The organism is Streptosporangium sp. NBC_01639 (genome assembly GCF_045209755.1).
In the GTDB taxonomy this organism is placed as follows: domain Bacteria; phylum Actinomycetota; class Actinomycetes; order Streptosporangiales; family Streptosporangiaceae; genus Streptosporangium.
This window is the reverse complement of sequence record NZ_CP109272.1, coordinates 8,452,655-8,470,425: the sequence shown is the minus strand read 5'-3', so window position 1 is coordinate 8,470,425 and position 17,771 is coordinate 8,452,655. Positions and strand designations below refer to the sequence as shown.

At 71.2% G+C, this 17,771-nt stretch carries 17 protein-coding genes; 9 read left to right on the top strand and 8 right to left on the bottom strand.

The genetic code is table 11. The features are described 5' to 3' along the window. Window positions 1-55 precede the first annotated feature (55 nt). Window positions 56-1,096, top strand: a complete 1,041-nt coding sequence (locus OHA77_RS38450; protein ID WP_406314132.1) for a hypothetical protein — start codon at window positions 56-58, stop codon at window positions 1,094-1,096. A 151-nt stretch (window positions 1,097-1,247) separates the two neighbouring features. Further along, window positions 1,248-1,793 (top strand): dihydrofolate reductase family protein, encoded by a 546-nt coding sequence (locus OHA77_RS38445; RefSeq protein WP_406314130.1) that lies wholly within the window; start codon window positions 1,248-1,250, stop codon window positions 1,791-1,793. A gap of 200 nt (window positions 1,794-1,993) precedes the next feature. Here OHA77_RS38445 and OHA77_RS38440 read toward each other — a convergent pair whose 3' ends face one another. Then, entirely contained in the window at window positions 1,994-3,544 is a 1,551-nt protein-coding gene (locus OHA77_RS38440; RefSeq protein WP_406314128.1) for a glycoside hydrolase family 10 protein, read from the bottom strand. A 228-nt stretch (window positions 3,545-3,772) separates the two neighbouring features. On the opposite strand from OHA77_RS38440, the gene OHA77_RS38435 reads away from it, so the two are divergent. Together OHA77_RS38435 and OHA77_RS38430 are read left to right on the top strand one after the other, a co-directional pair. Further along, complete coding sequence (locus tag OHA77_RS38435) at window positions 3,773-5,335, top strand: glycoside hydrolase family 3 protein (RefSeq protein WP_406314126.1); 1,563 nt, start codon at window positions 3,773-3,775, stop codon at window positions 5,333-5,335. Window positions 5,336-5,361: 26 nt separating this feature from the next. Further along, window positions 5,362-6,255 carry a MurR/RpiR family transcriptional regulator gene (locus OHA77_RS38430; RefSeq protein WP_406314124.1) on the top strand — a complete coding sequence of 298 codons (894 nt, stop codon included), beginning with the start codon at window positions 5,362-5,364 and terminating at the stop codon, window positions 6,253-6,255. Window positions 6,256-6,407: 152 nt separating this feature from the next. On the opposite strand, the gene OHA77_RS38425 is transcribed toward OHA77_RS38430, so the two are convergent. Further along, entirely contained in the window at window positions 6,408-10,196 is a 3,789-nt protein-coding gene (locus tag OHA77_RS38425; protein WP_406314123.1) for a S8 family peptidase, read from the bottom strand. Window positions 10,197-10,403: 207 nt separating this feature from the next. Further along, entirely contained in the window at window positions 10,404-10,697 is a 294-nt protein-coding gene (locus OHA77_RS38420; protein ID WP_406314121.1) for an aldehyde dehydrogenase family protein, read from the bottom strand. 151 nt (window positions 10,698-10,848) lie between these two features. Here OHA77_RS38420 and OHA77_RS38415 point away from each other — a divergent pair, with 151 nt between their 5' ends. From OHA77_RS38415 to OHA77_RS38400, 4 genes are read left to right on the top strand one after another with little or no spacing between them, the layout of a single operon-like run. After that, on the top strand, window positions 10,849-11,259 hold the full coding sequence (locus OHA77_RS38415; RefSeq protein WP_406314120.1) for a molybdopterin-binding protein: 411 nt from the start codon (window positions 10,849-10,851) through the stop codon (window positions 11,257-11,259). 10 nt (window positions 11,260-11,269) lie between these two features. Beyond that, window positions 11,270-12,070 (top strand): molybdate ABC transporter substrate-binding protein, encoded by an 801-nt coding sequence (modA, locus tag OHA77_RS38410; protein WP_406314118.1) that lies wholly within the window; start codon window positions 11,270-11,272, stop codon window positions 12,068-12,070. Window positions 12,071-12,074: 4 nt separating this feature from the next. Next, window positions 12,075-12,923: an ABC transporter permease gene (locus OHA77_RS38405; protein WP_406314116.1), complete on the top strand. Its 849-nt coding sequence runs from the start codon at window positions 12,075-12,077 to the stop codon at window positions 12,921-12,923. Next, window positions 12,920-13,951: an ABC transporter ATP-binding protein gene (locus tag OHA77_RS38400; RefSeq protein WP_406314114.1), complete on the top strand. Its 1,032-nt coding sequence runs from the start codon at window positions 12,920-12,922 to the stop codon at window positions 13,949-13,951. The genes OHA77_RS38405 and OHA77_RS38400 overlap by 4 nt, the downstream gene beginning before the upstream one ends. Window positions 13,952-13,976: 25 nt before the next feature. On the opposite strand, the gene OHA77_RS38395 is transcribed toward OHA77_RS38400, so the two are convergent. Further along, entirely contained in the window at window positions 13,977-14,117 is a 141-nt protein-coding gene (locus OHA77_RS38395) for a hypothetical protein (RefSeq protein ID WP_406314112.1), read from the bottom strand. A 140-nt stretch (window positions 14,118-14,257) separates the two neighbouring features. Here OHA77_RS38395 and OHA77_RS38390 point away from each other — a divergent pair, with 140 nt between their 5' ends. Continuing rightward, the gene (locus tag OHA77_RS38390; RefSeq protein ID WP_406314111.1) at window positions 14,258-14,815 is read left to right on the top strand and encodes an EF-hand domain-containing protein; all 558 of its coding nucleotides are present in this window, start codon (window positions 14,258-14,260) and stop codon (window positions 14,813-14,815) included. A 30-nt stretch (window positions 14,816-14,845) separates the two neighbouring features. Here OHA77_RS38390 and OHA77_RS38385 read toward each other — a convergent pair whose 3' ends face one another. The 4 genes from OHA77_RS38385 to murQ all read right to left on the bottom strand — a co-directional run bounded on the left by OHA77_RS38385 (window position 14,846) and on the right by murQ (window position 17,724). Further along, entirely contained in the window at window positions 14,846-15,247 is a 402-nt protein-coding gene (locus OHA77_RS38385) for a PIN domain-containing protein (protein WP_406314110.1), read from the bottom strand. After that, complete coding sequence (locus tag OHA77_RS38380) at window positions 15,244-15,492, bottom strand: hypothetical protein (RefSeq protein WP_406314108.1); 249 nt, start codon at window positions 15,490-15,492, stop codon at window positions 15,244-15,246. The genes OHA77_RS38385 and OHA77_RS38380 overlap by 4 nt, the downstream gene beginning before the upstream one ends. Before the next feature lie 110 nt (window positions 15,493-15,602). Continuing rightward, window positions 15,603-16,814, bottom strand: coding sequence for a serine hydrolase domain-containing protein (locus OHA77_RS38375; RefSeq protein ID WP_406314106.1), 1,212 nt, complete (start codon window positions 16,812-16,814; stop codon window positions 15,603-15,605). Then, a complete protein-coding gene (gene murQ, locus OHA77_RS38370; RefSeq protein ID WP_406314104.1) occupies window positions 16,807-17,724 on the bottom strand; it encodes an N-acetylmuramic acid 6-phosphate etherase in 918 nt (305 codons plus the stop codon). Before murQ ends, OHA77_RS38375 begins: the two co-directional genes overlap by 8 nt. Between the last annotated feature and the right edge of the window lie 47 nt (window positions 17,725-17,771).

Here is a 17,771-nt window from a genome sequence, read left to right as displayed (position 1 = left end):
ATGTTAGTCTGCCGGTTGTTAGCACAGTCGTATTACGAAACTCCGGAGCCAGACGGTGACGTTTTCCCGTACGACCGACGTCCAGCCACGCCCGCCCCGGAGCGGCCTGACCGTGCTGCTTCACAATCGCAGCGTCCAACTCGCCGCAATCGGCTGGCTCGGCGGCAACGTGGTGGTCCTTGCCGTGGCGGGTGACGCACTCCCGTTCGACTGGCCGGCCGCTGCGACCCAAACGCCGGCCGGCAGCCTGATGGACGCCAACCTGGCCCTGGTCGAGGTGCTCCTGCTCACCGTGCTGACGTTCCGGCTCACCCGCAGGCGAACGCCGCCCAACCTGGCCGACCGCGCGCCGGAACGCTCGGTGGCCGCCCGCGAGACTCTGCTCCTGCTGCTGTATGGGGCCGGCGGGCTGGGGCTGGGCCTCCTCCTTGGCCGGCTCGCCGGATGGCACCCGTTCGGGCTGCACCTCGCCGGCTCGATCTACGGAACGCACGAACATGTCAGCCCCACCGAGTCCATCGCGTGGGCGGCCTACAACCTCCTTGTCTACGCGGTGGTTCCGCTCCTGTTCTTCCGGCGGCGCTACTCCGCCGAGGCGCTCAACCTCCACTCGAACAACCGCCGGGCCGACACCGCTCTCATCGGCGCGGTCCTCCTGATCGAGTCGCTCGTCCAGATCACCGTGCTCGATCCGGGAATCTTCGAGCTGACCACCGGTCAACTCCTGCTCGGAGTTCCCCTGACCTTCACGGTCTACTTCGCCGGCGCGGTGCTACCCGCCATGGTTTTCATCTACGCGATCCTGGTGCCTCGCTTTCTGCGACTCACCGGATCGACCGCGACCACGGTGATCCTGGGCGGGCTCACCTATACGGCGCTCCATATCTGGGACGCGTGGACGGTGTTCACCTCGCCGGGCAACGCCGCCCTGTCGGTCGTCTTCCTGCTGCTGACCTACTTCGCGCCGGGAATGTTCAAGACGGTTCTCACGGTGCGGACCGGCAACGCATGGGTTCATGTCTGGGGCTACCACGCATTGGCGCCGCACACCCTCATCGACGCGCCACACATGGTCCACGTCTTCCATCTCAGATGAAGGCCCACCCTCAGATGAAGGCTCACCGGCCACCGCGCCGCCACGGCGAATCATCGGCTCAGGACGTTGCCGAGCGGATTCGACGGCCGGCGACCTCGCTCGCACATCCCGTATCAGTCGACTGTCATCAACCACGGGTAAGGAACCACGCATGCGGAAAATCATCGCCTCCACATACACCACGCTCGACGGATACATCGACGACCCACACCTGTGGTCCATGCAGCACAACAGCCCGGACGCAATGGAGTACGCGCTGAAGCTCACCCTGGGTTGCGACGCGCTGCTGCTGGGCCGCGTCACCTACCTGGGCATGGCCGAGGCCTGGCCCGGCATGGGCGGCAACCCCTACGGCGACCACGTCAACAGCATCGCCAAGTATGCGGTCTCCGCCACCTTGGACGAGACCGCAAACTGGAACAACTCGGCGATCATTCCGGGTGGCGATCTCATCGCCGAGGTCACCAGGCTCAAGTCCCAGCCCGGCCACGACATTCTCACCTGGGGCTGCGGCCGGCTCACCGACGACCTCGCCAAGCACGGGCTGCTCGACGAGTACCGCATCTGGATCTACCCCGTGATCAAGGGCGAAGGCGAACCCCTTTTCCGGCCCGAGAGCGCCACCCCTGTGCAGCTCACCGATACGACGTCATTCGCCTCTGGTGTCGTCGTCCTCACCTACCGCGCCACCGCCTGACGAACACCGCCCCGCACGACAACCACCGGCGATCTCCCGGGAGCGATGACACCGCTCCCGGGAGATCCCGCTTCAACTCGGCGACGAACTCCCCGGTCACCTTGGTGTCGGCACGGGCTGCCCCGCTTGCCGGCGCCGATCGATCGGCGCCACGGGTCCGTCCGAGCGGGGTCACCCCCCGCAGGTCTCCCGTGGGCGGGTCACCAGTGCACGCGACGGCCCTGGCTCGGCGGGCTCTGCCGGTTGGCCCGGTCTACGGCGGTCACGTAGTAGTAGGCGCCCTTGGCGCCCGCCGGATCGGTCCAGCGCGTGTGCCGGCCGGCGGGGACGACCGCGACCAGGTTGCGGGCGTCCGCGAAGTCCTCAGACCTGGCGGGCCTGTCGAGCCGGTAGATCGCGTACTGGAACGGCGTGTCCCTGCCGGTGGCGACGATGTGCAACTCAGTGCCGCCGTTCCCCCGATGCGCCGAGGCGAGCACCGGACGGCGCGGCGGATGGCCGTCGGCGAGCCTGGGCAGCAGTGGGCCGAGGGCCGGGCGGGTGTAGTGGTCGGTCACCGTGGTGGTGACCGATCCGAGCCGGTCCTCGCGGACGTCGTTGGCGTTGTACCAGATGTCGCCGCCGACCTCGGGGTGGTTCCGGTTCAGAGCCAGGTGGTCGGTGAGCTCGCTCGGCCGGAACCACTCGGCGGGCTGCCCGGCGGCCCCCGCCTTGTAGGCGGCCTGGCCGATCCAGAGCTGCGTGCCGGTGCCCGCCGCCACGGCGGACCACCAGGGGATCAGCTTGGCGTAGTCGGCGTTCGACTGGCCGATGTACCAGTAGATCTGCGGTGCGATGTAGTCCAGCCAGCCCTTCTTGACCCAGCCCCGGGTGTCGGCGTGCAGGCTGTCGTAGGACTGGCCGCCGCTCGTCTCCGAGCCGAGGGGGTCGGTGGCCTTGTTGCGCCAGATGCCGGAGGGGCTGATGCCCCAGGCGATCTCGGGCTTGGCCCGCCGGACCCGCTGCTGCATCTCCTGCACGAGCAGGTCCACGTTGTTGCGCCGCCAGGCCGCGAGGTCGGGGAAGCCCTGACCGTGCTGGGCGAAGGCGGCGCTGTCGTCGAAGGCGGCGGTGTTGACCGGGTAGAAGTAGTCGTCGAAGTGCAGGCCGTCGATGTCGTACCTGGTCACCGCGTCCATCATGGCGTCCTGCACGAACGCCCGCACTTCGGGCATGCCCGGGTTGTAGTAGAGCTTGCCGCCGTAGGGGATGACCCAGTCGGGGTGCTTCCTGCCCGGGTGGTCCGGGTGCAGCTTGGCCGGGTCCGGCTGCATCGACACGCGGTAGGGGTTGAACCACGCGTGGAAGGCCAGGCCTCGCTTGTGCGTCTCCTCGACCAGGAAGGCCAGCGGGTCGTAGCCGGGGTCCTGTCCCTGGGTGCCGGTCAGATACTGCGACCAGGGCTCGAACGGCGAGGGCCAGAAGGCGTCGGCGGTCGGCCGGATCTGCACGAACACCGCGTTCAGCTTGCGGGCCTGTGCCAGGTCGAGCCAGGCGAGGTATTCGGCCTTCTGCTGGTCGGCGGTCAGCCCGGTCTTCGACGGCCAGTTGATGTTGACGACCGAGGCGATCCACATGCCGCGCATCTGGCGCAGCGGCGGCACGTATCCGGCGGGGGCCAGGGAGGAGGCGAAGGCCGGCAGGGGTACGGCGGTCGCGGCGGCGGCGAGGGCGAGGCCGCGCAGGACGGTGCGGCGAGTGGGTGAGCTCATACGGACTCCAAGGGGGGTGTTGCGCCTCTGACCGTCCCGGCGACTCCGACCACGGGCCGGGAGCCGCGGGTCAGGTGCCGTCGAGCGGACATCGGGCCGGTCAGGAGGGGTCACGGGGGTCTCGACGGCGAGAATGGCAGAAATTTACTTTCGAAGCAATGATGATGAAAGAAAGTGTCATTGATGTGTAACCTGCCCGGAGACGTCTCCGGCGAGAAGGTGCCACCAATGTCCCACAGCAGCCCCCATCTGGACCGGCTGGCCATGACCGTGCTCCAGCCCGGATTCGACGGCACCGCACCACCCGACTGGCTGCGCCGGGCGCTGGCCGACGGACTCGGCGGTGCCGTGCTGTTCGCCCGCAACCTCACGGACCGGGCGCAGACGGCCGAGCTCGTCGCCGGGCTCCGGCGGGAGAACCCCGCCGTGGTGGTCGCGGTGGACGAGGAGGGCGGGGCGGTCACCCGGCTGGAGGCCAGGACGGGCAGTTCCTGGCCGGGCAACCGGGCGCTCGGCGTGGCCGACGACACCGGACGGACCGAACGGGTCGCCCGCGAGATCGGCCTGCTGCTCGCCGCCGCCGACATCACCCTGGACTACGCCCCCGTGGTGGACGTCAACGCCAACCCGGCCAACCCGGTGATCGGCATCCGCTCCTTCGGCCCCGACCCCGACCTCGTGTCCCGGCAGGGCGTGGCCTGGATCGCCGGCCTGCAGAGCACCGGGGTGGCGGCCTGCGCCAAACACTTCCCCGGCCACGGCGACACCGTCACCGACTCCCATCACGCCCTGCCGACCGTGCACGCCTCCCCGGAGCTCCTCCGGGAGCGCGACCTGCCGCCGTTCCACGCGGCGGTGCGGGCCGGCGTCCAGGCCGTGATGTGCGGTCACCTGCTGGTGCCCTCGCTCGACCCGGACAGCCCGGCCACGCTGAGCAGGCCGATCCTGACCGGCCTGCTCCGCGAGGAGCTGGGCTTCGACGGGCTGCTGGTCACCGACGCGATCGAGATGGGCGCCGTCGCCGCGCTGCACCCGCCGGGCGAGATCGCCGTCCGCGCGCTGGCCGCCGGGGTGGACGCGATCTGCGTCGGTACGTCCTCCCCCGGCGGGGAGAGCGTCTACGCGCTGCGCGACGCGATCGTGACGGCCATCCTGGAGGGGAGGCTGCCCGAGGAGCGCCTCGCCCAGGCGGCGGCACGCGTGCTGACCCTGGCCGCCTGGCACGCGGAGCACCCCGCACGGAAGGCGGAGCCGTCGCGGGACACCGAGGAAGGCGCGGAGCTCGGCATGGAGGCCGCACGCGCCGCCATGCGCGTGGTCGTCGCGGCCGACCACCCCGCGTCCCCGTCCGGGCACGAGCGAGGCGGCCGGCCCGCCGGGCACGCCCCGCGTGTCCCCGCGCCGTCCTCCCCCGCGATCTCGCGGCCACCGCTGGTCGTCGACATCGCCCCGCGGCTGAACCTGGCGATCGGCCCCGGTGTCCCCACCGGTCTGATCGGCGCCCTGACCGAACTGCTGCCCGGCACCGCCGGGCAGACCGTCACCGCCGAGACGGCCAGGCTTCCCGACATCTCCGACGACGGACGCCCGCTCGTCCTGGTGGTGCACGACGCCGGCCGCCACACCTGGGTCCGGGACCTGCTGGCGCAGGCCGTACGGCTGCGCCCCGACGCGATCGTGGTCGAGACCGGGATGCCGGGCGAGCCCACCGGAGCGATCTACCTCGCCACCCACGGTATTTCCAGGGTTTCGGCCCGCGCTGTCGCACTATGGCTGGTCGGCGGCCAATAAACTTCCTCCTGACAGAAGAGGTGCGAATGAACGATCACGATGGCCCCACCCCCGGGAACCTGGTGGCCACGGTGCGGGCCGTCCTGCCCTCGCTCACCCCCGCAGCGCAGGCCATCGCCCGTCTCATCCTCGAAGACCCGGCGATGGTGGCCCGCAGCACCATCACCGAGTTCAGCGCGGTCTCCGGGACGAGTGAGGCCACGATCGTGCGCACCGCCAGGGCTCTGGGCTTCGCCGGCTACTCCCAGCTGCGTTTCGCCCTGGCCGCGGCGGTGGCCCGGGAGGAGCCCGAACGGCTCGTCCCCGGCGACCTGGGGCCCGACGACCCGCTCACCGACGTGATCGCGAAGGTGACCCGGGCCGAGTCCGAGGCGCTGGCCGACACCGCGGCCCAGCTCAACCCCGACCGGCTGGGCACGGTGGTGGAGGCCATGGTCGCCGCCCGCCGGGTGGACGTCTACGGAGTCGGCGCCTCCGGCGTGGTGGCGGTCGACATGGCGCAGAAGCTGATGCGGATCGGCCGGCCCGGTCACGCCTTCGCCGACGCCCATCTCGCGCTGACCAGCGCGGCACTGATGGGGCAGGGCGACGTCGCGGTCGGGGTGAGCTGCACCGGCGAGACCCCCGACGTGATCGCGCCCATGCAGCTCGCGCACAAGGGGGGCGCGACCACGGTGGCGATCACCAACAACCCTCGCTCCTCGCTCGCCGAGCTCGCCGACCACGTCCTGGTCTCGGCCGGCCGGGAGACCGCGTTCCGTCCCGGCGCACTGGCCAGCCGGATCAGTCAGCTCCTGATCGTCGACTGCATCTTCGTCGGCATCGCCCAGCGCACGTTCGAGACCTCGCAGGCGGCGGTGCGCGCCACCCGGAGCGCGCTCGACGAGTACATGGCCGACACCCGCCGCCGGAACAAGTAGGCCGCCGGCCCCGGGCCAGGGCGGAGCGACGGGTTCAGCGGGTGCGCCGCAGCGCCCCGCGGGACCTGCTCCGCCGGCCCGATGCCGGATGGCCCTCCTCGTCCGGCACCGCCAGGACGAGGAGGGCCCACTCGGCCCGGTGCACGCGAGGATCAGCGCATCGCGTAGGCGCGGATCACCTCCTGCGAGAGGGTGTTCCCCTTGACATCGGTCGCCTTGAGCCGCAGCGAGACGAACTCGGACGCGGGCCGGTCCAGCGTGGCCTCGTAGGCCCTGCCGTCCTTGCCCTCCTTGCCGTCCTTCGCCCGCAGGCGGGTGGAGTGCCAGGTGGCGCCGTCGTCGTAGGAGACCTCCAGCGACGCCTCCTTCACCGCGCTCTGCGCCGAGCCCTCCTGCTGGTAGAGGGAGACGCCGAGCTTGGCGGACCGGGCCCGGTTCTTCAGATCCGTCGGGGCGTCGAACCCGGCCAGCAGCAGCGGGATCACCGTGGTGCCCGCGTCCGCGGCGCGCTCCGAGCCGAACGTCCACACGGCCCGGGTGCGCGTGGACAGCTTCGCCCAGGCGGCCTCGTTGCGCACGTCGTACTCGATCCGGTAGGAGGACTTCTCCGCCGGGACGTCCACGGCGCCCGAGGGCAGGTACTCCGTCTGCTCAAGCAGCGTGTCGCCCTGGTAGAGGCGGAAGTCGGTCTTCATGCCGTTCGCGAAACTGCTGGTGTAGGTGTCGCCGTAGTTGCGGTCGGCGTCCACGAACCCCTGCATGGAGAGACGCAGCCTGTCGCCCTCCCGGCGCAGCGGGTTGCGCGGGTTGATGCCGGGCAGCAGCGGCTGCTTGAACCAGGTGCGGCTGATCCGCTCCCCCGCCTTGTAGGGACGGAACTCCGGTGCGGACAGAGCCACGCGCGGGGTGTCCGGGTGCGGCCACATGTTGTTGTAGCTGCGCTCGGGGGTCACGGCCGACGCACTCCACCGCAGGTCCGGGTCCGGGGTGAGGTATTCCACCCGGGTACGCGGCGTCTTCGCCATGGGACGGTTCGTGGAGATCGAGGAGGTGTCCCACGGCTCGAACACGAACCGCGCCTCGTTCACCGTCACGTCGTCGGAGAGCTGGCTGTGATAGCCGGTCTCCACCCTGGCCAGCGACTTGGCCCGCACCACCCGGCGCAGTGAGTCCGGCACTCTGCCCTGCTCGCGCAGGAACAGGTCGTAGACGTAGGGGCTGGCGACGATCCCCTTGGCCAGGACGGGCACGGGCAGCCGCCGCAGCCGCTCGACCAGTTTCAGGCCTTCCTCCTGCGTGAGACGCACGGTCGGGACCGTGAGCTTGACGCCGGTCCCGCCGGGGGTGATGTCCGCCCCCGGCCGGTCACTGTAGATCGCCACCATCTTCGCCCCCGCCGCCGCGGCGGCGTTGGCCTGGGTGGACACCGGCACCCCTTCGGTGCGGCGGATGACGGCCAGCTTGCCGCGCAGGTTCCGGGCCTCGATCTCCCCGGCCGTGCCGCGCCCGGCGTCGACCGCCATGAGCAGGGCGGTCCCATCCAGGCGCGGATACTCGGTGGCGAAGTCGCTGAAGTGGACCGGGTCGTAGTATTCGGGGTTCAGCCCGATACCGGGGGTCGTCAGGGTGATCGCGGGTGCCTCCAGCCGCCAGCGGGTGCCGACGGTGAAGATCCCCTTGGTGACCTGCCTGGTGGGCTGGACGAACAGCCGCTCCTCGACCTGCCCGCCCGGCGAGATGTTGGTGCCGCCGCGCAGGGCGGTCCCCTTCTCGCCCGAGCGGTACCACGCGATCTGCGCCGCGGCCCCGGTGTTCCGCTTGGTCACGTGGTCGGGCGTCTCCACCTCGACCTCGACCGCCTTGCGGGCGTCGAGCACGACCTCGGTGTTCTCGGTGATCTTCATCTCGGGGTCGCCGACGAGGCTCTCGTTCAGCGGCTTGCCCGTCGCGGTGCTGTCCTGGGTGGCGGGCATCGTGAAGATGTGGCCGAGCACGGAGTAGGTGCCGGGCGTCACGAGCAGGCAGGTGCCGGTGCCGTACTTCTGGTCGGTGCAGGGCTGGGCCGGGTCGCCGGGCAGCACCCGCCCGACCAGGGTGCCCTCGTCGAGGTTCAGCACGGTGAACCCGCCGCGCGCGGTGCGGCCGTCCCTGGCGATCCCGCGCACCCTCAGCTCGACGCGCCGCTGCGCGACGCTCGCCGTCAGCAGGGTCCGTACCGCGGCGCCGCCGGGGGTGCTCGCTGTCAGCTCCTCCCGCAGGACGCCCGGACCGGCCCCCTTGAGGGTGACCTTCGCCTCGGCCTTGCCCCCGGCGGGCACGGTGACCTTCGCGGGTTCGACGGTGAAGGCGCCGCCGCCGGACAGGTCCAGCTCGACGGGCGCCTGGCCGAGGTTGCGGTAGCTCACCGCGACGCTCCTGTCCTCGCCCTGCGCGAGGCTGCCGAAGTTCACCGATCCCAGCGAGGCCACGACCGTGCCCTTGAGCGCCGAGCCGACGTCGATCCGCCCCGCGCCCTGCGCGTCGACGGGCGTGTCCTGCCCGGGCTTGGCCGTCCCCATCAGCAGTGTCTTCAGCTCGGTCCCGGTTATTCCCGGCCGGGCCTGCCGGAGCAGCGCCGCCGCCCCCGCGACGTGCGGGGTGGCCATCGAGGTGCCCGACATCGCGGTGTACGGCTCGCCGGAGGCGCCGCCACCGGACCTGGCGGCGGAGATCTCCACGCCCGGTGCGGTGACATCGGGCTTGACGGCGAGATCGGCGGCGATCGGGCCTCTGTTGGAGAAGGGGGCCAGCCGGTCTTCACGGTCGACGGCGCCTACGGTCAGCGCCTCGGGGGCGTCGCCGGGTGCCCCGACGCAGCCGTCGCAGCCGTCGTTGCCCGCGGCGACCACGAACAGCGTGCCGTACTGCTGCGACAGCCGCGTCACGGCCGAGGTGAGCGGCCCGCCCGCGTCGCGGCTGCCGAGGCTCATATTGACGATCTCGGCGTGCTTCTCGCCCGCGGCCCACTCCATGCCGTCGATGATCCACGAGAGCCGGCCGGAGCCGTCGCCGCCCAGGACCCGGCCGTTGAGCAGCGTGGCTCCGGGCGCCACTCCCTTGCGGCGCCCCTCGGAGGCGGCACCGGAGCCCGCGATGGTGCTCGCCACATGCGTGCCGTGGCCGTGCGGGTCGCCGGTGGCGTTCTCCCCGGTGAAGTCACGCCGGTCGGCGACCTTCCCGGTGAGGTCGGGGTGCGCGGCGTCGATGCCGGTGTCGAGCACGGCCACGGTCGTACCGGTGCCGTCGAAGCCGGCGGCCCACGCCTCCGGCGCCCCGATCTGCGGCACGCTGTTCTCCAGCGCCGGCTGCACTGTGCGGTCGAGCCAGATCTTCTCCACTCCCGCCAGCGGCCCCGCCGTACGGCCCGCGGCACCGGGATCGCCGGCGGCGGCGAGGCGGGCCAGTTCGGACCCGAACCGCGCGGCCTCTCCGGTGGCCACCGACACCCCGGCGCCGCCGATGCTCTCCAGCGTGCGGAGTTGCTTGACGGCCGGGATCGCGGCCTTCACGGCGTTCCGCGGGTAGGTGAGGATGAGCGGGATCGCGGTGCCGTATCCCTCTTCAGCCAGTGCGCTGACATTGAACAGCGCGGTGTCCAGGCGCTGCGGGACCAGGGCCGCGACATCGTCGGGGATGACGGTCAGCCCGTCCTCCGTCTCCAGCACCTGGAAGGTCGGCACGGAGCCGTCCGCGCGCGGGGCGGGGGTGACCGTCACCGCGTCGTGCTCGCCGTCGACGGCGCGGACCTGCACCTGGTCACCGGTGATCAGCGTGATCCCGTCGCCGGCCGCCCCTCGCGCGAGTCCGGTGACCGGTGCGACGGCGCCGGCCGTCCCGGCGCTCTCCGCGCCCGCACCGGGCACCGAGAGCGCCGAGACGGCCAGCGCCGCGGAGACGGCCATCACCGTCTTCCGCCGCCATCGTCCCGCTCGCCCCAAGCCACCCAGCATCGACGTCCTCCAGGAATTCGGTAAGGGAAGTTATCGAATTCCTAGTGGTCATGATCTGACGCTGTCTATGCATTAAGGGTGGCCGAAATGCGATCTGTCGTGTACCCGCCAAGGCCCGCGTACCGGGGCCGGCCGGGATCACCGGGGTGGAACGTGAGGTCAGACGGCTTCGCTGAGGGTCTGCTCACCTGTGAACTCCAGCAGCCCGGAGAGACCCACTTCCCGGCCGAGACCGCTGGCGCCGAAGCCCCCGAAGGGGACCCGCGGGTTGTTGGGCGCGCCGTTGTTGATCCCGACGATGCCGATCCGGAGGGCGGAGGCGAGCCTCCGGGCGCGGTCGGGCGAAGCACCCCTGCTCGGGAGGCTGGGGCCGGACAGCACGCGGGCGCCTCGCACGTCCGCGTCCGCCACCAGGCGGGCCGCCGCCCAGCATGGGGCGGGCGAGCCGGTCACCGGTGCCGGGAGACGACCTGGGCGGTGGTGCCGGCCACGGGTGGCCAACGTCTGTTCTCCGCAGTTGCGAGGAGAAAACAGTGAATCACTGGCATATTTCCATGGCACCCAGGCGTTGAAGGTGGAATATGCGAATGTATAGTGATTGTCCGTGACGACGTTTCGGATCAGCGAGGCCGCCGCGCTGCTCGGAGTCAGCCCCGACACCGTCCGCCGCTGGGTCGACGTCGGCCGGCTTCCGGCTCACCGGGACGAACACGGCCACCGGACGGTGGCCGGTGCGGATCTGGCCGCGTTCGCGCGCTCCCAGATCGAGACCGAGAACGGCTCGGGGCGTTCTTCGGCGCGCAACCGCTTCCGCGGGATCGTGACCGAAGTGGTCAAGGACGCGGTGATGGCTCAGGTGGAGATCGCCGCCGGGCCGTACCGGGTGGTGTCGCTGATGAGCCGCCAGGCCGCCGACGAGTTGAGCCTGGAGGTGGGGGTGGTGGCGATCGCCGTGATCAAGTCCACCAACGTCGTCGTGGAGATCCCCGACCACACTCGCCCGGTGAGTCAATAAGGAGCCCTTGGTGTTCAGGCGTCTTTCCCGGTGGGCCGTCCCGCTCCCGCTCGCCCTCGCCCTGGCCGTCAGCCTGTCCGGATGCGGAGCCGGCGGTTCGGCCGCCCCCTCCTCGGCCTCCGCTTCCCCGGCTGGTGCGGACACGACGCTGACGGTGTTCGCCGCCGCGTCGTTGACCGGTACGTTCACCGAGCTCGGCAGGATCTTCGAGGCGGCCCACCCGGGCACATCGGTGAAGTTCAACTTCGGCTCCAGCGCCACACTGGCCCAGCAGATCGTCCAGGGGGCCCCGGCCGACGTCTTCGCCGCCGCCAGCCCGGCCACCATGAAGACCGTCACCGACGCCGGGCCGGCCACCGCCCCGGTCACGTTCGTCCGCAACACGTTGCAGATCGCCGTCCCGGCCGACAACCCCGCGCACGTGGACGAGCTGAAGGATCTGACCGACCCGAAGGTCAAGGTCGCCCTGTGCGCCGAGCAGGTGCCGTGCGGAGCGGCGGCGGTCAAGGCGCTGGAGGCGGCCGGCCTGAAGGTCACCCCGGTCACCCTGGAACAGGACGTCAAGGCCACGCTGACCAAGGTCGAGCTCGGTGAGGTCGACGCGGCCCTGGTCTACACGACCGACGTGCTGGCCGCCGCGGGCAAGGTGAAGGGGATCGACTTCCCCGAGGCCGACAAGGCGATCAACGACTACCCGATCGCGGCGCTGTCCGGAGCACCCGCGCCGGAGCCGGCCAAGCAGTTCGTCGACCTGGTCCTCTCCCCTCAGGGCAGGGACGTGCTGACCAAGGCCGGCTTCGAGGCTCCCTGATCCCATGACACCGTCTTCGGCACCGACCGGCCGGGACGGCGCGCGGCGCGGTCCCGGCTCGGCGGGCGGAGTCGCGGGCCGCGTCCCCTGGATCCTGGTCGTGCCCGCCGTACTCGGCATGGCCTTCCTGGTGCTGCCACTGGCCGGGCTGCTGGTCCGCGCCCCCTGGCCCACCCTGCTCGAACGACTGGGCGAGCCGCAGGTGCTGGAAGCGCTACGGCTGTCGCTGGTGACCGCGACCCTGGCCACGCTGGTGTGCCTGCTCCTCGGTGTGCCGCTGGCCTGGCTGCTGGCCCGCGTCGCCTTCCCCGGCCGGCGCCTGGTGCGTGCCCTGGTCACCGTCCCCCTGGTACTGCCCCCGGTGGTGGGCGGCGTCGCGCTCCTGCTCGTGCTGGGCCGGCGTGGCCTGATCGGTCAGTGGCTGGACGCCACCTTCGGCCTCACCTTGCCGTTCACCACCGCCGGGGTCGTGGTCGCCGAGGCCTTCGTCGCCATGCCGTTCCTGGTCATCAGCGTCGAAGGCGCGCTGCGCGCAGCCGACCTGCGCTTCGAGGAGGCCGCCGCCACTCTGGGAGCCTCCCGCTGGATCATCTTCCGCCGCGTCACGCTACCCCTGGTCGCCCCGGGCATCACGGCCGGAGCCGTGCTGTGCTGGGCCCGCGCGCTGGGCGAGTTCGGGGCCACCATCACCTTCGCCGGTAATTTCCCCGGCCAGACCCAGACCATGCCGCTGGCGGTCTATCTCGCGCTGGAGAGCGAACCCGAGGCGGCCATCGTGCTCAGCCTCGTGCTGCTGGCCGTCTCCGTCGTCATCCTGGCCAGCCTGCGCGCCAGATGGACGGAGATTCGATGACCCTGCACGCCCACCTCGTCGTCACCCGGCCCGGTTTCCGGCTGGACCTCGACCTCGAAGTCCCCGCGGGGCAGGTCGTCGCGCTGCTCGGCCCCAACGGCGCGGGCAAGACCACCGCGCTGCGCGCCCTGGCCGGCCTCACCGCCCTGTCGGACGGCCACATCACCCTGGACGGCCGGCCGCTGCACGCGCTCGCCACCGAGCGCCGCCCGATCGGCGTGGTCTTCCAGGAATACCTGCTGTTCCCGCATCTGTCGACCATGGAGAACGTCGCCTTCGGGCCCCGCTGCCACGGTGCGTCCAGAGCCGACGCCCGCCGTACGGCCACCGCGTGGCTGCAGCGCGTCGGCCTGGCCGACCACGTGGCCTCCAAGCCCCGGCAGTTGTCGGGCGGCCAGGCCCAGCGTGTCGCCCTGGCGCGGGCGCTGGCCGTGGAGCCGCGGCTGCTGCTGCTGGACGAGCCCCTGGCCGCACTGGACGCCCACACCCGCTTGGAGATCCGTTCCCGGCTCCGCCGCCATCTGGCCGACTTCGACGGCGCCACCGTCCTGGTCACCCACGACCCGCTGGACGCCATGGTGCTCGCCGACCGGCTGGTGGTCATCGAGGACGGCGCCGTCGTCCAGCAGGGCACCCCCGCCGAGGTGGCCCGCCGCCCGCGTACCGACTACGTCGCCCGCCTGGTCGGCCTCAACCTCTACCGCGGCATCGCCGCCGACCGGCGGGTGACCGTCGGCGACGTGATCTTCAGCGTCGCCGACCACCTCGACGGCCCCGCGTTCGTCGCCTTCTCCCCCGCTGCGGTCGCCCTGTACCGCACCCGCCCGGACGGCACCCCGCGCAACCTGTGGCGGGCCAGGATCGAGGGCATAGAACGGCATGGCGACAACGTCCGCGTCCATCTGGACGGGCCGATCACCGCCTCGGCCGATGTCACCCCCGCGGCCGTGGCCGACCTCGACCTGACCTCCGGCCAGCAGGTCTGGGCGTCGGTCAAGGCCACCGAGACCCACGCCTACCCCGCCTGACCTTCCTCGTGCGGGGGTTCCCCGCTCAAGGAGGTTCGACGAGCAGCCATCCGCCCCGCAGCGCCATCCGCCTCGGCGGTCCCTGCCGCGGCGTGCTCCCCACCTCGACCAGGGCATCAGCCACGCACCGGAAGGAATCGGTCAGCGCGGCATCGCCGGTGAGCACCTGATCTCACCGAAGGTAACCAGATGGTCACTTCATGGGGACGGCAGTCAACCCGAGTGGCGATTGTTCCTGGAGTGCCGGTTGGTGAGCATTGGGCTTCGTTTCCTCGTCCGCACACGACCAACTGGAAGGACGGACTCATGGCAAGCAGGTTCCAGCGGAGCAAGATCGCCGGAGTGTTCGACGCCATGGACGCCGACGGTGACGGTTTCCTGCAGAGACCGGACTTCGCGGCGCTGGCCGCGCGATGGGCCGCGATCCAGGGCGCGGCGCCCGGTTCGGCGGCCCACACCCGGCTGACCTCGATCATGATGGGCTGGTGGACCACCCTGCTGGCCGCCTCCGACCTCGATCGCGACGACCGGGTCACACTGGAGGAGGTCCTGCTGATCGTCGACCGGTTGGGGGAGAACTCCGAGGCGGTCATCGGGACCGCCGAGGCGATGTTCGAAGCCGTCGACAAGAACGGCGACGGGCGGATCTCCCCAGCCGAATACCACCAGCTCATCGAGGCGTGGAACGGCTGCGCCACCGACACCGACGAGATCTTCCCACTCCTCGACCTCAACGACGACGGCTACCTCTCCAGGGAGGAGTTCACCCGGCTCTGGACGGAGTTCTGGGCCGGCGACGACCCGGACGCGCCCGGCACCTGGGTCTTCGGCCGCTTCGACCCACCCGTACTGCACGGCCGCTGAGACGCCGGTCCGGCTCTGTTCCGCTACGCCTCAGAGACCGATGATCTGTACGCGGCCATCGCACAACCTGGCCACGTCGTCGACATCCGAGGTCATTATCGCCACCGGACCAGGCTGGCGCAGTGCGACCTCCGCGACGGTCGCGTCGATCGCGTACTTGTGGCCGTGCAGGCCCGTGGCTCTGAGCAGTTCCGCCGATGCTTTAGCCGCCTCCTCGGTCACCGGTTCGACCTTGACCCGAGACAACGTCCAGCGCAGCCGGGGCATGTTCACTCTCGCATGGCTCACTTCGACGATGGTGTTGGCGCTGACGACGAGATCGGCCGCCGTTTCGTGGAACACCTGCAACATGGCGAGAAACGTACGATCTTGGGCAACCCAGGCGGACAGGCCCTGAGAGTCCAGAACGACGGTCTCGAAACGCTCGGTCACGCGACGCCCGTCTGCCTGGTGGAGCCGGTGGCACCAAAGATCTTGGATCGGGCCTCGGACAACTCCTCCTCAGCGAAGGCCCCGTGGTCCTCCTGGTGGCGCCGGAGGTCCTCACCAATTAGCTGATGCCGGATCTGACGGGCCACCGCCTCGGCGACATAGCCGGAGATGTTGTCTGTCAACTTCCTGAGTTCGGTCACCTGCTCGGTGGGGAGAGTGACCGTGATACGCGTGGTGGCGGACATGAGACGAGCATACGGCGGTATGCGCCATCTGGCGGTTGATTGACCTCAACAGGTGACTCAGGCGGCGGCGAAAAGTCGCCCGTCGTCCGCAACCGGTGGATCGAGACGTCTCAGCACAGTCTCAGCGCCGCGGCAGCGACGGCGTGCCGCAGGTCGCGGATGCCCGCCCGGCCGCGGAGCGGGTGGACGTTGTTGGTCAGCAGGACGACCGTCAGCGCCCGGCCGGGATCGACGACGAGCGAGGTGCCGGTGAAGCCGGAGTGGCCGTAGGCGGAGGTCAGCGGCCCCACGATGGCCGGGTCGCCGATCCTCACCCCCAGCCCCTGCCGGAAGGCCGCACCTGTGACGCCCTGGTCGCGGGTCATCTCCGCCACGGTGTCCGGACGCAGGATGGGCCCGCCTCCGGTGCGCAGCGCCTCGGCGAAACGCAGCACCTCGTCGGCCGTGGAGAAGATTCCGGCGTGCCCGGCGACCCCGCCCAGACCGTGGGCGGTCTCGTCGTGGACCTCGCCCCGCACGCATCCGGGGCCCGCGCGTTCGGGTTTGTCCTCGGTGGCGGCGATCCGGGACCGCAGCGACGGCGCGGGCCGGTATCCGGTGTCGGTCAGGGCGAGCGGCCCGGTGACCCGGGCGCGGAGCAACTCGTCCAGGGGGGCTTCCCCGGCGATCTCCGCCACCCGGCCGGCGGTGATCATGCCGACGTCGGAGTAGACGTGGCGCTCACCGAACGGGTGCAGCGGCGGCGTCGAGAGGATCCGCTCCAGCCGGGCGGCGAACACCTCGGGCCCGTCTCCGAGGAGTTCCTCGTGGGCGCGGCGGCCGGCCGGCAGGCCCGCCGCGTGGGTGAGCAGATGCCGCAGGGTGACCCCGGTGGGAGCGCCGGGCAGCCAGGTCGCGACGGGGGCGTCCAGGCCGAGGCGGCCCTCTTCGACGAGCGACAGGATGACGGCCGTCGTGTAGAGCTTGGTGAGCGAGGCGAGGTCGAAGATCGAGTCTCGGTGAACGGCCGGCCGGTCGGCCAGGAGCGCCTCGGAGGAGTCCACGTACCGGACGAGCTCTCCGTGCGCCGCGGCGGCGACCGTGCCACCGTCCACGGCGACCACGGCGACCGCCGCCGAGCACACCCGCGGCACGGCGTCCGCGAGAAGTGCGGCGAGCACGGCGGAGCCGTCGGAGGCGCCGTGCCCGCCCGCGCCTTCGGACGTACGCCCGACCGTCCCCTCCGACGCGACGCGCCCGCCTGCGCCGCCCGGCGATCCGGCGGACCTGTCCTCCAGGCCCGGCTCGCCGTGCCTGACGCGTCCTTCGCCGCGGTCAGGCACCCTGAGCCTCTTCCGCGGCGAGCGCGGACTCCAGCCGGTCGCCGTGCTCCCGGAGCAGGACCCGGGCGTCATCCGGGTCGAGGCCGCGCTCGATCATCAGCACCGCGACCTTCACGTGCCACCCGGCCGCCTCCAGCGCGGGCCGGGCGATGGAGAGGTCCGCGCCGGTGATGTCGCCGACCATCCGGGTGGCCCGGTCGGCGAGCTTGGAGTTCGCCGCCGACATCTCGATCATCGTGTTGCCGTAGGTCCGGCCCAGCCTGACCATCGCGATCGTGGAGATCATGTTCAGGACCAGTTTCTGCGCGGTCCCCGCCTTGAGCCTGGTCGATCCGGTCACCACCTCCGGGCCGACGATCACCTCGAGCGGGTGCAGTGCCGCGGCGGAGAGCGGAGCCCCGGCGTTGCACGACAGTGCCACGGTGAGGGCGTCGCGGCGGCCCGCCTCGCCGAGCGCGCCGAGCACGAACGGCGCCCGGCCGCTGGCGGAGACACCGACCACCGAGTCGAGCGCGCCCACCTGCCGGTCGGCGATCGCCTGTGCCCCGGCGGCGTCGTCGTCCTCCGCGCCCTCGACCGAGCGGGTGAGCGCGGGCACGCCACCCGCGATGATGCCCTGCACCAGCTCGGGGTCGGTACCGAAGGTCGGCGGACACTCGGAGGCGTCCAGTACGGCCAGCCGGCCCGACGTCCCCGCGCCCACGTAGAACAGCCGCCCTCCGGCCCGCATCCGGGCGACGATCGCGTCGACCGCGGCCGAGATCGCCGGTATGGCCACGGCTATCGCCGAGGGCACGGTGGCGTCGGCCGCGTTCATCAGCCGGGCTACCTGCTCGGTCGGGAGCCGGTCGATCTGACCGTAGCGCGGATCACTCTGCTCGGTGGACAGCTCGGCCAATGGATCAATCATGACGCCCCATGTCGCTAATTTTCACCAGAGTCTTCTATTTTGCAAAT

Bases quoted from the DNA above. Each gene is read 5' to 3' on its own strand.
- OHA77_RS38445 (WP_406314130.1), top strand. From the start codon at position 1,248: ATGCGGAAAATCATCGCCTCCACATACACCACGCTCGACGGATACATC.
- OHA77_RS38440 (WP_406314128.1), bottom strand. From the start codon at position 3,544: ATGAGCTCACCCACTCGCCGCACCGTCCTGCGCGGCCTCGCCCTCGCC.
- OHA77_RS38435 (WP_406314126.1), top strand. From the start codon at position 3,773: ATGTCCCACAGCAGCCCCCATCTGGACCGGCTGGCCATGACCGTGCTC.
- OHA77_RS38430 (WP_406314124.1), top strand. From the start codon at position 5,362: ATGAACGATCACGATGGCCCCACCCCCGGGAACCTGGTGGCCACGGTG.
- OHA77_RS38425 (WP_406314123.1), bottom strand. From the start codon at position 10,196: ATGGCCGTCTCCGCGGCGCTGGCCGTCTCGGCGCTCTCGGTGCCCGGT.
- OHA77_RS38405 (WP_406314116.1), top strand. From the start codon at position 12,075: ATGACACCGTCTTCGGCACCGACCGGCCGGGACGGCGCGCGGCGCGGT.
- OHA77_RS38400 (WP_406314114.1), top strand. From the start codon at position 12,920: ATGACCCTGCACGCCCACCTCGTCGTCACCCGGCCCGGTTTCCGGCTG.
- OHA77_RS38390 (WP_406314111.1), top strand. From the start codon at position 14,258: ATGGCAAGCAGGTTCCAGCGGAGCAAGATCGCCGGAGTGTTCGACGCC.
- OHA77_RS38380 (WP_406314108.1), bottom strand. From the start codon at position 15,492: ATGTCCGCCACCACGCGTATCACGGTCACTCTCCCCACCGAGCAGGTG.
- murQ (WP_406314104.1), bottom strand. From the start codon at position 17,724: ATGATTGATCCATTGGCCGAGCTGTCCACCGAGCAGAGTGATCCGCGC.